The sequence below is a fragment of the Amycolatopsis sp. CA-126428 genome (genome assembly GCF_002904335.1).
GTDB lineage: Bacteria > Actinomycetota > Actinomycetes > Mycobacteriales > Pseudonocardiaceae > Amycolatopsis.
Genome location: NZ_PPHF01000123.1, coordinates 56,684 through 71,411, shown reverse-complemented (window position 1 = coordinate 71,411; position 14,728 = coordinate 56,684). Strand labels below are relative to the sequence as shown.

At 70.2% G+C, this 14,728-nt stretch carries 11 protein-coding genes; 2 read left to right on the top strand and 9 right to left on the bottom strand.

What is annotated here, in order from left to right:
* The first annotated feature begins 8 nt into the window (after positions 1–8).
* Positions 9–1,274 carry a primosomal protein gene (locus C2L58_RS29590; RefSeq protein WP_103340955.1) on the top strand — a complete coding sequence of 422 codons (1,266 nt, stop codon included), beginning with the start codon at positions 9–11 and terminating at the stop codon, positions 1,272–1,274.
* 609 nt (positions 1,275–1,883) lie between these two features.
* Here C2L58_RS29590 and C2L58_RS29585 read toward each other — a convergent pair.
* Complete coding sequence (locus C2L58_RS29585) at positions 1,884–3,089, bottom strand: MFS transporter (protein WP_103341091.1); 1,206 nt, start codon at positions 3,087–3,089, stop codon at positions 1,884–1,886.
* 101 nt (positions 3,090–3,190) lie between these two features.
* The gene (locus C2L58_RS29580; protein WP_103340954.1) at positions 3,191–4,285 is read right to left on the bottom strand and encodes an adenosine deaminase; all 1,095 of its coding nucleotides are present in this window, start codon (positions 4,283–4,285) and stop codon (positions 3,191–3,193) included.
* A 213-nt stretch (positions 4,286–4,498) separates the two neighbouring features.
* On the opposite strand from C2L58_RS29580, the gene C2L58_RS29575 reads away from it, so the two are divergent.
* Positions 4,499–5,623: a PA containing protein gene (locus C2L58_RS29575; protein WP_103340953.1), complete on the top strand. Its 1,125-nt coding sequence runs from the start codon at positions 4,499–4,501 to the stop codon at positions 5,621–5,623.
* A 98-nt stretch (positions 5,624–5,721) separates the two neighbouring features.
* On the opposite strand, the gene C2L58_RS29570 is transcribed toward C2L58_RS29575, so the two are convergent.
* The 7 genes from C2L58_RS29570 to C2L58_RS29540 all read right to left on the bottom strand — a co-directional run bounded on the left by C2L58_RS29570 (position 5,722) and on the right by C2L58_RS29540 (position 14,675).
* Complete coding sequence (locus C2L58_RS29570; RefSeq protein ID WP_103340952.1) at positions 5,722–6,999, bottom strand: thymidine phosphorylase; 1,278 nt, start codon at positions 6,997–6,999, stop codon at positions 5,722–5,724.
* Complete coding sequence (locus tag C2L58_RS29565; protein WP_369904255.1) at positions 6,996–7,394, bottom strand: cytidine deaminase; 399 nt, start codon at positions 7,392–7,394, stop codon at positions 6,996–6,998. The genes C2L58_RS29570 and C2L58_RS29565 overlap by 4 nt, the downstream gene beginning before the upstream one ends.
* On the bottom strand, positions 7,394–8,623 hold the full coding sequence (locus C2L58_RS29560) for an ABC transporter permease (RefSeq protein ID WP_103341089.1): 1,230 nt from the start codon (positions 8,621–8,623) through the stop codon (positions 7,394–7,396). Before C2L58_RS29560 ends, C2L58_RS29565 begins: the two co-directional genes overlap by 1 nt.
* A 32-nt stretch (positions 8,624–8,655) precedes the next feature.
* Complete coding sequence (locus C2L58_RS29555) at positions 8,656–9,747, bottom strand: ABC transporter permease (RefSeq protein ID WP_103340951.1); 1,092 nt, start codon at positions 9,745–9,747, stop codon at positions 8,656–8,658.
* Entirely contained in the window at positions 9,744–11,315 is a 1,572-nt protein-coding gene (locus tag C2L58_RS29550) for an ABC transporter ATP-binding protein (protein WP_103340950.1), read from the bottom strand. The genes C2L58_RS29555 and C2L58_RS29550 overlap by 4 nt, the downstream gene beginning before the upstream one ends.
* Positions 11,316–11,392: 77 nt before the next feature.
* Positions 11,393–12,532, bottom strand: a complete 1,140-nt coding sequence (locus tag C2L58_RS29545; protein ID WP_103340949.1) for a BMP family lipoprotein — start codon at positions 12,530–12,532, stop codon at positions 11,393–11,395.
* A 286-nt stretch (positions 12,533–12,818) separates the two neighbouring features.
* Positions 12,819–14,675 (bottom strand): glycoside hydrolase family 97 protein, encoded by a 1,857-nt coding sequence (locus C2L58_RS29540; RefSeq protein WP_103340948.1) that lies wholly within the window; start codon positions 14,673–14,675, stop codon positions 12,819–12,821.
* Between the last annotated feature and the right edge of the window lie 53 nt (positions 14,676–14,728).

The window sequence follows — 14,728 nt, the reverse complement described above, 5'->3', positions numbered from 1 at the left end:
GCTTAGGAATGGCACAGGACATCATCCCGATCGAACTCGGCCTGCCGCAGGGCGACGTCGTCACCCTGTGGGCGCCGCGCTGGCGGGAAGACGGCGAGGAGTGGGAAGCGTTCCTCGGCGACGAGGACGACCTGTACGCCTTCGCCGACGCAGCTCACCTGGCCGCCTTCGTCCGCACGTCCGAGCGGCACGACCTGCTCGACCACCCGGCCTGGGACGCCGTGCCGTCGCTGAACGTGCCGGAGCTGATCCCGGACGAGGACCACACGTACGACCTCGTGGGCGTCCCGGAGCTCGTCGCCGAGGAGCCGGACGTCTGGCACATCGCCGAGCTGGCGGAGATCGTCGGCATCGTGCGGTCGCTCGCCGACGTCTGCGACCTCGAAGAGGTCCACGAGATCCTCGACTCGACCGAGGGCTTCTCGCTGCTCGACCAGGGCACCCTGCCGTTCACCGGCAGCGTCGGCGGCCAGGTGTGGAACGACCTGTCCGAGACGGTGTCGCAGAAGTGGGACACCGTGCTCGACGCGATCGACGGCCTGGTGACCCAGCCGGAGGTCGACGAGAAGGTGCTGGAGCAGACGGCCGAGGAGCTGGCGGCGTTCCACGAGGAGTCCGCCGAGGCCGAAGCCGGCGCCGAGGGCGAAGAGGACCTCGAGGCCATCGACACCCTCGATTCTTCGGACGACGAAGACGAGGAAGAGGACGAGGGCCCGGTCGGCTTCTGGGCCGAGGTCGGCATCGACCCGATCAAGATCATCACGTCCGGCGCGGAGTACTACACGCTGCGCTGCTACCTCGACGACGCGCCGGTGTTCCTGGGCACCGAGGGCGAGATCGACGTGTTCACCTCCCCGGGCGCGCTCGCCCGCGCCCTCGCCGACGGCAAGGACCTGGCCGACACCGACCTCGCCGACGTGTCCACGTGGGACGAGGTCCTGGCGAAGGCGACGGCGGGCGAGCTCGAGATCGAGGTCGACCCGGAGAACACGTACGTCCTGACGGGCCTGGACGCGGACATCGCGGAGGGCCCGGAGGCGATCGACCCGACCCAGCTGGAGCTGGCGGTCGAGCTGATCACGGACGCGGCGGACTGGGCGGGCGACGACACGGCCGAGACGGAGCTGGCGAGCAACGAAAGCCTGGGCTGGCTGGTGTCGTTCGTCCTCCGCCCGGACCCGACGCGCCTGGAGCCGTCGGCCCCGTTCGACGCGGAGCAGGGCGCTTGGCGCAAGCTCGTCGAAACTTTCGAGAACCGCCTGACGGTGGCTTGAGTTTTCAGGCTTTCGAAGGCCGCCTCCCGTACTCGGGGAGGCGGCCTTCGCCGTGTCGACCCCCCAATCACGCGAGTCGACTGCTCAATCACGCGTGTCGACCCTTGATCGGCTCACGCCAGCCGACCGCCTGGGTACGCCGGCCGACTGTCTGAGTACGCCAGCCGACCGACCGGGCACGCGAATCGACCACTCCACAGCCAAGGCGAGATGTGGACAACTCGGCCGAGCGCGCCCCTCGCCCCCAGTTTTCGTCGTGGGCGGCCGATACGCTGGAGACGGGGGGCGCCCCCGCGGGCCACGGGGATGATTCGGCCTCCGCGCCCGGGCTCACAGCCCGCGTGATGCCCCTCTGATCACGCGAGATGCCTTTCCCAGCACGGGTGATGCCCCTTTCCGCCCATACCGAGAGGGTCAGCTCGCTTCCCCGCACGGTCGGCTGGCGTCTCCAGACGGTCGGATCGCGTACCCACACGGTCGGATCGCGTACCCAGGCGGTCGGATCGCGTACCCAGGCGGTCGGCTCGTGCTCCGCCGGGCATCTCGTGTGACTGGGCGGGCATCACGTGTGATTGGAGGGTCGTCTCGTGTGATTGGGGGGACGACACGTCAGTCGGTGGGTTCTGCGCGGACCGGGACCACCAGCACCGCCAGGGCCGGGAAGACCGCCGCCACGCAGAACGCCAGTGCGTAGCGGCTGTCGCCGATCACCAGGCCCAGCAACGGCGGTGTCAGCGACGCCGCGATGTTCTGGCCCGTGTTCTGCGTGCCCATCGCGCGGCCCGACCAGGCCAGGCCCGCCAGCTCGGCCGAGGCCGTGAAGCCCAGGCCGTTGTCCGCCACCGTGATCACCGCCGCCAGCGCCAGGGCGAGCAGCACCAGCCAAGGCCAAGTGGCGTCGCCCAAGGCGACCAAGAGCATGACCAGGCAGCTCAAGACGGCGAGCTGACGCATCGGGCGCAGGCGGCTGCCGACCCGGTCGGACCACCAACCCGACCCGAGCCGGCCAAGAGCGCCCAGCGCCTGGACCGCCGCCAGGTACCAGCCCGCCGACAGCGGGCTCCAGTGCTGCACCGACACCAGGTACACCGGCGCGAACGCCGACACCGCGAACTGCGGCACCACCAGCAGCGCGCTCGCCCCGTGCACCCGCCAGAGCGTCGCGTGCCGGTACGGCGAAGACGGCTTCTCCCCCGAAGCCGGGCGAGGTGGCCGGGGCGGGTCCGTCACCAGCCACGCCACCAGCAGCGCCACGGCGATCGCCAGCCCGGCCGGCAGCAGGACCGCCGCCCGGAAGCCGAAGTGCGCGGCCAGCGGGGGCAGCCCCAGCGCCGCCACGCCCACGCCGAGCGGCTGGGCCGTCTGGCGGATCCCCATCGCCACGCCCCGCTCGGACTTCGCGAACCAGCCCATCACCACGCGGCCGCTCGCCGCGTTCACCGAAGCCGTACAGGCGCCCGCCGCCAAAAACACTCCGAAGAGGAGCCCGACCGGGTGATTTCCTACCCCGGCGTACACCAAGAGTAACCCCGAGATGCCCAGGCCAAGGGCCATGATGAGGCGCTCTCCGTAACGGTCCGCAGCCGCGCCCCACACGATCAGGGTGAACAACAACCCGATGCTCGGCGCCGCGACGACCGTGCCGGCCTCGGCCAGCGTCAGCCCCTCGGCGGCACGCATGGCCGGGACCAGGAACGGGAGGCCGTAGAGGAACGAGCAGCTCGCGGTCTGCGCGGCGAGGCCGAGCGCGAGGATGAGCCACCGTCGCGAACTCGCCTGGAGCTGCTCACCCGTATCGCTGCCGACCTGCGCCATCTTCGCCACCGTCTCAAACTATGGGAAGTTGTTCCTACATAGTGAACGATAGTTGGCACAGCTAAGGACCGCAAGCACGGTGCGGTCCGAAGCGGGGTGGGTCAGGTCAGCGCGGCGTACCCGGGCTTGATGACGTCGTCGATCAGCGCGAGCCGGGCGTCGAAATCGATGAACGCGGATTTCATCGCGTTGATGGTGAACCAGCGGAAGTCGTCGATACCATAGCCGAACGTCTCGTGCAGCGCGGCGAATTCGCTGGTCATCGTGCATCCGCTCATCAGCCGGTTGTCCGTGTTCACGGTCACCCGGAAGCGCAGCTTGGCGAGCAGGCCGATGGGGTGCTCGGCGATCGAGCGGACGGTGCCTGTTTGGACGTTCGACGTCGGGCAGATCTCCAGGGGGATGCGGCGGTCGCGGACGTACGCGGCCAACCGTCCAAGGTGGACCGTGCCGTCCGCGTCGGTCTTGATGTCCTCGGCGATGCGCACGCCGTGCCCGAGCCGCTCGGCGCCGCAGTGCTGAATCGCTTCCCAAATGGACGGCAAACCGAAGGCTTCGCCCGCGTGAATGGTGAAGTGCGCATTGTTCTGACGCAGATATTCGAACGCGTCGAGATTGCGGGTGGGCGGGAATCCGTCCTCGGGACCGGCGATGTCGAACCCGGCCACGCCGGTGTCCCGGTAGCGGACGGCCAGGTTCGCGATCTCGAGCGCCCGGGCGTGCTGGCGCATCGCGCAGAGCAACGTCGCGACGCGGATGGTGCCGCCGTTCGCGGCCACTCGCCGTGTGCCCTCCGTGAACCCCGCCTGGACAGCCTCGACCACCGCATCGAGTGACAGACCGCGTTCGACGAACAACTCCGGTGCGTAGCGCACCTCGGCGTAGACGACGCCGTCGGCGGCCAGGTCCTCCACCGCCTCCGCGGCCACCCTGACCAGCGATTCCTCCGTTTGCATCACGCCGCAGGTGTGCGCGAACGTCTCGAGGTAGGAAACGAGTGAGCCGGAGTCGGCCGCACGGCGGAACCAGGTGCCCAGTTCGGCCGGGTCGGTGGTGGGCAGACCGGCATAGCCGGTGGCGTCGGCGAGCTCGGCGACGGTCGCCGGGCGCAGGCCGCCGTCGAGGTGGTCGTGCAGCAGCACCTTGGGTGCGCGGCGGAGTGTCTCGGTGGGCAGAACAGGGCTTTCGTCAGGCATCCCCCAACGGTAACCTCGTTGTCATTCCCCTACATGGCCGTAACTCTCAGGCTCGGGCTAACCCTCAGCGTCGAGGATCATGTCCCGAATCGGCCATCCGGGGGCAGCCTCCGTAATAGCCTCTTCACGGGGGCCATACAGACAGCAATTTTTGCAATCGATAAGCTTCGTGGCACGTCCCTCCATTTCCCCGCCGACGAAGGACACACAGCAGTGACCACTGACAACCACATTGCCGCCCCGTCCTTCGACCGGATGCGCAACATGCTGGTGCGCGCGGCCGAAGTGCGTGAGAGCGAGCAGCAGCAGATCTTCGACGCGCTCGACGACATCTACGCCCGCCTCGCGCCGGTGGACTCGCTGGGCGCGGTCCGCAAGCGGCTCTCCGAGATGCCCGACCGCACCGAGGTCAGCGTCCTGGCCGAGCGCCTCGACGAGACGATGTCCCGCCTCGAAGCGCAGGACGCGGCCATCGCCGCCCTCACCCGCGCGGTCGAGAGCATCGTCGACAAGCTCGCCAAGCCCTTCGCGCAGCTCGACGGCCGCCTCGACGGCGTCGCCGCGCGCTTCGAGGGCGTCGCGGGCCGGATGGACGGGCTCGAGGACAAGCTCCAGAACATCCACCGCCGGATCGACGAGCTGGGCGGGCACCTCGACAAGCAGGACGCGAAGATCGAGTCGCTGCCGCAGTCGGTCACCGGCCCGGTCCGCGAGCGGATCGAGCAGACCGAGGCGGCGCTGCGCGAGCGCGTCGACCACGCCGACCACGAGCTGCGGGGCAAGGTCGACGAGCTGAGCCGCGTCACGCAGGAGCGCGTCGGCGAGCTGGGCCGCACGACCCACGAGCGGATCGACGCCAACACCGAGGCACTCAAGGTCGCGCTGACCGAGACCGGCGAGATGATCGACGCGTCCGACCGGCTGGAGAACCTGGGCAACCGGCTCGAAACGGTCACCACCCGCCTCGACGACCTGGCCGGCCGCCTCGACAAGGTGGAGGACGGTTTCCTGTCCGGCATCGGCGACCTCGACGGCGCGCTCAAGGCGGGGCTGTCGAAGGTCGAGGGCACGCTGTCGAAGCAGCCGGACACCGACTCGGTGGACTCGCTGGTCCGCAAGAGCAACGACGAGAGCGTCCGCCGCATCGGCGGCCAGCTCGACGAGGCGATGGCGACGTTCGCGGAGCTGATGCTCGGCGGCGGCCCGGCGGTCCAGCAGATCTCCCCGCCCCCGCCGGCGCCGCGCCAGCCGCGTCGCAGCTCCCGCAACGGCCGCGCCCCGAAGCCGGCCGACGTGAAGGGCAAGCCGGGCGAAGGCGCGGAAGAAGCCACGGAGTAGGGCTCACGCACAAAAGAAGGCCCCCGCCGGATCCCGGCGGGGGCCTTCTCATGTCACTCGGACGGGTGATCATCTTGGCGACGATCATCACAGTCGACCTAGCCGCGGATGGTCTCCACGACGATCGGGCCCGGCTCCGGAGCCGACGAAGCGATCGTGAAGCCGCCCTCGAGAGCGGCCAGCGCCGCCGGGACCGCGTCGGGTGTGTCCGTGTGGAGTTCCAGCAGCGGGTCACCCTCGGCGACGCGGTCTCCCGGCTTGGCCAGGCACAGGATGCCCGCCGCCGCCTGGACCGGGTCCTCCTTGCGGGCGCGCCCCGCGCCGAGCCGCCAGGCCGCGACACCCACGGCGTAGGCGTCCAGCGATGCCAGCACGCCCGAAGCCGGAGCGACGACCGTGTGCACGTGAGAGGGCGTCGGCAGCGGCGCCGCGGGGTCGCCGCCCTGGGCCGCGATCATCCGGCACCAGACCTCGTACGCCTCGCCCGAAGCCAGCACCGCCCCCGGGTCCACGTCGAGACCCGCGAGGGCCAGCATCTCCCGCGCCAAGGCCACGGTCAGCGCCACCACGTCCGCGGGACCGCCGCCCTTGAGCACGTCGACCGCCTCCGCGACCTCCACCGCGTTCCCGACCGCCCGCCCCAGCGGGACGTTCATGTCGGTCAGCAACGCCGTCGTCGGGACACCGTGGTCCGCGCCGATCGACGTCAAAGCAGAAGCCAGCGCCCGGGCCTGGTCCAACGACTTCATGAACGCGCCCGACCCGAACTTCACGTCCAGGACCAGCCCGGACGCGCCTTCGGCGATCTTCTTGCTCATGATCGAGCTGGCGATCAGCGGGATCGACTCCACCGTGGAGGTGACGTCCCGCAGCGCGTACAGCTTCTTGTCCGCCGGCGCCAGCCCGGACGTCGCCGCGCAGACCACCGCGCCGACGTCCTCCAGCTGCGCCTGGATCTCCGAAGTGGACAGTGAAGCGCGCCAGCCCGGGATGGACTCCAGCTTGTCGAGCGTCCCGCCGGTGTGGCCGAGCCCGCGCCCGGACAGCTGCGGCACGGCCGCGCCGCACGCCGCCACCAGCGGCGCCAGCGGCAGCGTGATCTTGTCGCCGACCCCGCCCGTCGAGTGCTTGTCCACCGTCGGCCGGGACACCGCAAGCGACAACCGCTCGCCGGACGCGATCATCGCGTGCGTCCACCGGGAGATCTCGGCCGAGGTCATCCCCCGCAGGAAGATCGCCATGGCCAGCGCCGACATCTGCTCTTCGGCGACGTCACCGCGGGTGTAGGCGTCGACGACCCAGTCGATCTGCTCGTCGGAAAGCGTGCCACCGTCCCGCTTGGTCCGGATGACGTCGACCGCGGCGAACGCGCTCACGGCAGGTCGTCCGGGCCGAAGGCGTCCGGCAGAACGTCGGACATCGGCAGCACCCCGCTGGGGGTGTCCACCAAACAGGCCGACCCGCCCAGCTCGAACAGGATCTGCCGACAACGCCCGCACGGCATCAGCAGGTCACCCGCGCCGCTGCGGCACGCCACGGCGACCAGGCGGCCGCCGCCGGAGAGCCGCAGCTGCCCGGCCATCGTGCACTCGGCGCACAGCCCGAGCCCGTAGGAAGCGTTTTCGACGTTGCACCCGGTCACGACCCGGCCGTCGTCGACGATCCCGGCCACCCCGACGTGCAGGCCCGAATAGGGCGCGTACGCATGGGAAGCCGCTTCGATCGCCTGAGAACGCAGCGCGTCCCAATCCACAGAGGACAAAGTGGTCATCAGTCTTCACCCCGTCGGTACGGCTGCCCGTCGGCCTTCGGCGGCCGCAGCCGCTGCGAAGCCACGGCCAGCACGATCAGCGTCACGAAGTGCGCGGTGTACGGGATCAGGTCCGACGGCAGCGTGTCGTTGGCCCAGTAGATCGCGTACAGCACGCCCGCGCCGACCACGCCGAGCCCGGCCGCGATCCACTGGCGACGGAACAGCTGCACGACGACGATCACGGCGACCAGGATCACCGCGCCATAGAGCAGCGCCAGCACCGCTTCGCCGCCGCCGGCGAGCTGCAGGCCGTCCGCGTAGCCGAACAGCGCCGCGCCGCCGAGCAGGCCGCCCGGGCGCCAGTTGCCGAAGATCATCGCCGCCAGGCCGATGTACCCGCGGCCGTTCGTCTGGTTCTCCAGGTAGTCCGCGCCACCGCGCAGCAGCACCAGCGAGGCCCCACCCATGCCGGCGAACGCGCCGGAGATGATCACGGCCACGTACTTGTGCAGGTACACGTTCACGCCGAGGGACTCGGCCGCGACCGGGTTCTCGCCGCAGGAGCGCAGCCGCAGGCCGAACCGGGTCTTCCAGAGCACCCAGAAGCTCACCGGCACCAGGATGATCGCGAGCATCGTCAGCGGCGCCACTTCGGTGACCAGCCCGCGCAGGATGCCCGCGACGTCGGAGATCCCGACGCGCTGCTCCTTCTCCAGGTCGCCCAGCCAGTCCGAGAGGAACGTCGCCGAGTAGGTGTCGAACTTCGGCACCACCGGCGACTGCCGCGGGTTGCCCGAGATCGGCGCGAAGATCAGGTTCGCCAGGTACTTCGTGACACCCAGGCCGAGCAGGTTGATCGCGACGCCGGAGACGATGTGGTTGACGTTGAACGTCACCGTCGCCACCGCGTGCAGCAGCCCGCCCAGCGCACCGAACAGCAGCGCGGCCAGCAGGCCGGACCACGCGCCGCCGTAGTACGAACCCCAGGCGGCGCCCCAGGTGCCGAGGATCATCATGCCCTCGAGACCGATGTTGACCACGCCCGCGCGTTCGGCCCAGAGACCGCCCAGCGCGCACAGCAGGATCGGCAGCGCCAGGCGCAACGCCGTCGACGCAGTGTTGGACGACGTCAGCGCGGCGACGCCCGTGGAGTACGACGCCGTCGAGATGACCGCGATCGCGATCACGGCCCAGATCACGCCGCGCAGCCAGCCGGGCACCCGGCCCCGCTTGCGCTGCACCGGCATGGTCGAGCCGGATTCGGGAGCGACGTCGGTGATCACACCGCACCCCCTTCGGCGACCGTGGAACCCTTGCGGCCGGCGAGTGCGCGCCCGACCTTGCGTTGTTCGGCCGCGAGGTCGGCGCGCCGCACGATCTCGTACGCCACGACGACCGACAGCACGATGATGCCCTGCATGATCGTCGCGATCTCCTTGGACACGTTGATCTGCTCCAGCGACACCGCGGAGGTGTCCAGGAACGCCCACAGCAGCGCGCCGAGCGCGATGCCGCCGGGGTGGTTGCGGCCGAGCAGCGCGACCGCGATGCCGGTGAAGCCGTACATCTGCGTCGCGGTGATGCCGTAGCTGTAGTCGCGGCCGAGCAGTTCCGGCATGGCGACCAGGCCGGCGACGCCACCGGAGAGCAGCATCGCAATCAGCGTCATCTTCTTGGCGCTGACGCCACCCGCGGCCGCGGCGGTGGTGGACTCGCCGGACGCCTTCAGTTCGAAGCCGAACCGGGTGCGGTTGAGCATGAACCAGTAGGCCCCGCCGATGAGCGCGGCGATGACGACGAAGCCGAACAGCGTGCCCGAGCCGAGCGGGATGCCCGGGATCCGGCCGGACGGCTCGATCACGCGGGTGCCGATGTTGTTGCCGCGCTGCACGCCGAACTGGTCGGCGTTGATGAGGAACGCGATGATGCCGGCGACGATCGCGTTGAGCATGATCGTCGAGATGACCTCGCTGACCCCGCGGGTCACCTTGAGGATCGCCGGGACAGCCGCGTAGGCCATGCCCGCGACGACCGCGACCACGAGGATCGCGACGACGTGGATGACCGGCGGCAGTTTCATGGCGCCGCCCGCGATGGCCGCGACGACGGCGGCGAAGCGGTACTGGCCTTCGACACCGATGTTGAACAGGTTCATCTGGAAGCCGATGGCGACCGCGAGGCCGGACAGGTAGTACACCGTCGCCAGGTTCACCGTGTCGACCGCGGTCGAGCCCTTGAACATCTGGCCGATCATCGTGCCGTACGCCTGCAGCGGATCGGCCCCGGAGATGATGAGCGCGATCGCCGACAGCAGCACGGCGAACACGATCGCCAGCAGCGGCGGCAGCAGTTTCGTGCGCCAGGAGGTCATTCTTCGTCACCCTCTCCCGCGCCGGTCATCGCGGAGCCCAGTTCCTGCGGGGTCACCGTCGCCGGGTCGGCCTCGCTCACGAGGCGCCCGCGCAGCATGACCCGGATCGTGTCGGACAGGCCGATCAGCTCGTCGAGGTCGGCGGAGATCAGCAGCACCGCGAGCCCGGCGGCGCGGGCCAGGCGGATCTGCTCCCAGATCAGCGCCTGCGCGCCGACGTCGACACCGCGTGTCGGGTGCGAAGCCACCAGCAGCACCGGGTTGCCGGACAGCTCGCGCCCGACGATCAGCTTCTGCTGGTTGCCGCCCGAGAGCGCCGCGGCCGGGACGTCGATGCCCGGCGTGCGGACGTCGTAGTCGCGGACGATCCGCTCGGTGTCGGCGCGGGCGCCGGCGATGTCGAGCAACTGTCCTTTGGAGACCGGTTCGCGGGTCTGGTAACCGAGGATCCGGTTGACCCACAACGGTTGCGTGAGCAGCAGGCTGTGCCGGGTGCGGTCTTCGGCGATGTAGCCGATACCGGCCTCGCGGCGCGCCAGCGTGCCCGCCTTGGTGAGGTCGCGCGCCTTGCCCTCGGCGTCCACCAATTCGATCGTGCCGCCGGTCGGCTTGCGCATGCCCATGATCGTCTCGACGAGCTCGGTCTGGCCGTTGCCCTCGACGCCGGCCACGCCGAGCACCTCGCCCGCGTGCACGGTGAACGAGACGTCGTCGAGCGCGTTGCGGCCGGAGCCCTCGGCGCCCAGCGTCAGCCCGGTCAGCCGCAGCACGTCCCGGTCGGTGACCGTGGACTCGCGGGTCTCCGGGCTGGGCAGCTCGGAGCCGACCATCATCTCCGCGAGCTGGCGGGAGGTGATGGTCTTCGGGTCGGCGGTGCCGACGGTGGTGCCGCGGCGGATCACCGTGACGGTGTCGGCGATCGCCCGGACCTCGTCGAGCTTGTGCGAGATGAACAGGAACGTGTAGCCGCCGGCCTTCATCTCCCGCACGGTCTCGAAGAGCGCGTCGACCTCCTGCGGCACGAGGACCGCGGTCGGCTCGTCCAGGATGATGATCTTCGCCCCGCGGTAGAGCACCTTGACGATCTCGACGCGCTGGCGGTCGGCGACGCCGAGCTCCTCCAGCAGCGTCTCCGGCTTGGCGTGCAGGCCGGTGCGCTCGGCGAGCTCGGCCAGCCGCGCGCGGGCGGCGCGGCCGATGCCGTGCAGGCCCTCGGCGCCGAGGAAGACGTTCTCGCCGACGGTCAGGTTGTCGGCGAGCATGAAGTGCTGGTGCACCATGCCGATGCCGGCGCGGATGGCGTCCTGCGGGTTGCGCAGTTTCACCTCTTCGCCGTTGATCGCGATGGTGCCCTCGTCCGGCGGCTGCATGCCGTACAGGATCTTCATCAGGGTGGACTTGCCGGCGCCGTTCTCGCCACAGATGGCGTGCACCTCGCCGGCGGTGACGGTGAGGTTGACGTCGGAGTTGGCCACCACGCCGGGAAAGCGCTTGGTGATCCCGGTCAGCTGGACGGCGGGGGCGCCCCGGTCGGGGACGGCCTCGGCCGGGGCCTCGGCTGTGCTCATGGGCGGGAGAATTCCATATCTCTGGAACGCGTGAGGGGCCCGGAGGAGAATTCCTCCGAGCCCCGGCACGCGTTGAGCTACTTCTGCGGCTTGTCCGAAACGGTGATCGCGCCCGAGATGATCTGGGCCTTGTACCCGTCGAGGACGTCCTTGATGTCGTCGACCTTGCCGCCGGAGGTGGCGTAGCCGACGCCGTCGACCTTGAGGTCGAACCGCTTCGGCAGGACCGTCAGGTCACCCTTGGCGACGGCCTGGATGTAGTCGAAGACCGCGACGTCGACGCGCTTGAGCATGGACGTGATGATGACGTCCTTGTCGGCCGCGACGGTCTTCTGGTTGTACTGGTCGGAGTCGACCCCGATGGCCAGCGCATTGCCCGCCTTGGCGGCGTCGAAGACGCCCTTACCGGAGGCGCCGGCGGCGTGGTAGACGACGTCCGCGCCCTTGGCGATCTCGGCGGCGGCCTTCGCGTTGCCCTTCGGCGGGTCCTGGAACCCGGAGAAGTCACCGGCCGGGGTGAGGTACTCGTCCTCGATCTTGATCTTGGACGAAGCGGTCTTCGCGCCCTGCAGGAAGCCGGCCTCGAACTTCTGGATCAGCGGGGTGTTGACACCGCCGACGAAGCCGATGTGGCAGTTCTTGCTCTTGTACGCGGCGGCGACGCCGGCCAGGAACGAGCCCTGCTCCTCGGCGAACACCAGCGGCGTCACGTTCGGCAGCTGGATCGAGTCGTCGTCGACGATCGCGAACTTGGTGTTCGGGTACTTGGCGGCGACGGCCTTGACCGAGTCCGCGTACGCGAAGCCGACCGCGACGATCGGGTTCAGGCCCTGCGAAGCCATCTGGTCGAGGCGCTGCTGCTTGGCCGACTCGGCCTCGCTGGCGGAGGCGGTGCTTTCGCTGACCGTCGTCACGCCGAGGTCGGACTTCGCCTTGTCGGTACCCGCGGCGGCGGCGTCGTTGAACGACGCGTCACCCCGGCCGCCGACGTCGAAGGCCAGGCCGATCTTGAGCTTGCTGCCGTCGACCTTCTCCCCGGCGGCGGTCGAGCTGCTCGCCGCGGCGGGTGCGGCGGGCGGCTTCTGCGCGGTGACGCAGTCCGAGCCACCCGACGAGCTCGCGGTGTTGTTCGTGCTGCCACCGCCCGAGTCCTTGGCGCACCCGGCCAGGGCGAGCACCCCGGCCATGGCCGCGGCGGCCAGCGCGGTTCCACGCATGCGACGCAACGTGTGTCTCCCTCCCCGCTGATCCAGCGGATGGTCAAGGGCACGACCCGGCCCTACTGCCGGGTCGACCGCCAGACCGTACCCGGCGGACAGGAATGCGCCATAGGAAAGGCACGCTACGTAACACAAACGTTTACTCACGAGTCGCGCGCGCGACGAACCGGACACCGAATGTGATCATCCGAACGGACCAGCGGCCGGGCAAAAAGCGGCCCAGCGGGCCACCACCAGGGCTTTCCGTGGCCCGATGGCAGCCCGCAGCGGCCATTCGGGCTACTCAGGGGCAGGTCGACGCGCCCGCGGCGGCGACGCAGAGGCGGGCCGCGAATCCGCCGCTCGCGGCCACCGGAACGGTGAGGACGCCGCCGGATGTCACGCGCTGTGTCGTCACCTGAAGCTGCCCGTCGGCGCCGTCGCCGTAGATCTCGGCCAGCCAATCACCCGGAGGGAGGAAATCGAGCGGCGCGTCGAGCCGGGTCGCCGGCCCCGCCGCCAACGCCCCGACGTACCACTGCGCGCCGCCGCGGCGGGCGATCACCGCGAGCTTCCCGGGGTCGCCGGCCAGCAGCCGCGTGTCGTCCCACGCCGTCGGGATGCCCTTGAGCAGCCGCTCGGCGACGGGGTGGGCGTCGTAACTCGCGACGCTGTCCGCGAAGTGCTGGACGCCGGATTCGAACAGCACCGACAGCGCGAGCTCGCCGCCGTCGCTGGTCGGCCGGACGCCGGAGAAGGTCACCGGCGTGAAGTCCATCGAGCCGGACAGGTTCCGCGTGAACGGCAGCGTCAGGTAGTGCTCGATCGGGAACGGCACGCGCCCCGGCTTCGGCTTCGTGCCCTCGGCGCCCTTCACCGCCTCGACGCTCAGCACGTTCGGCCAGGTCCGCTGGATGCCCCGCGGGATCGGCGCGCCGTGGAAGTTCACCATCAGGTGGTACTTCGCGGCCGCCGCGAGCACCGCGTCGTACCAGCGGGTGCGGTCCTGCCGTTCGGACTCGACGAAGTCGATCTTCAGCCCGGCCACGCCCCAGTCGGCGTACTGCTTGAAGTTCTTCTCCCGCTCGCTGTCGGTGTCGGTGATCTTCGCGTCGGCCCAGAGCCAGATCCCGATGCCGCGTTGCTTGGCGTAGGCGACCAGGTCGGGCACCCAGGCGGCGTTCCAGCCCGAGTCGACGAGGTTGTCCGCCCAGCCCTCCTTCGCCGCGAGGTCGACGTACTTCTCCTGCAGCGCCAGGTCGCCGGTGCCTTCCGACCACCACGACCACGCCCCCGCGCCGGGCTTGATCCACGACGTGTCGGCGATCTTCGCCGGGCTCGCGAGGTCGGTGCTCAGGTCGGACTCCGTGACGGTGGCGAGATCGCCGACGATCATCGCCCGCCACGGCGTGGCCAGGGGTCCCTTCGCGACTTCCGCCGGGTCGCCGAGGGTCAGCCGGAAGCGGTGCTGCGGGGTGAGCGTCAGCCGGGAGCCCGCGTAGCTGCCGTTCAGGTCGGATTCGAGGACCGAAAGCCAGGTGTCACCGACGTGGAACAGCGCCGGGTAGCCGTACTCGATCGGGTCCTGCTGCGCGACCGGCTTGTGGACGTGGATGCTCTCGTAGTCGCTGCGGCCGTTGTCGAACGGCAGCAGGAAGGAGTCGGCGGTCTGCGGGACGGCGAACTCCGACGCCTCGCCCACGACCGTCACCCACTTCGGGGTGTCGAAGACGTACCGGTAGGCGACGCCGTCGCGGGAGACCCGGACCACGACGGCGAACGCGCCACCGGGCCCCTTGACGTCGAGCGTGGTCTCGGCGGCGTCGGAGGTGTGCCGCAAGCGTTTGCCGGTGGTGGTCGGGTACTCGTCGTGGATCGGACGCTGGCTGAACCCGGTGACCTTCAGCCCCTGGGTGAGGTCGCCGTTCGCCGTCTCGACGCCGAGCGCGGACGGCTCGAGCACCGTCGTCGCACCGCGGGTGACCGACAGCGTGAGCCGGCCCCGGTCCAGGGCGATGTGCGCGGCCGGCGTGGGCGCCAGCGACGTCCCCGGCGCGGTGAGCGTCCAGGACGTCACCGGCGCGGGCTGCCCGGCGGCCGGCAGCCCGACCAGCGCCACCCCGGCGGCCAAGGCGGCCGCCGTTCCCATCCGCTTCTTCATGCAGGGCCCCTTCCCGTAGGTGGGGTCGTGAGTGGGAAGGCGGGTTCTAACCC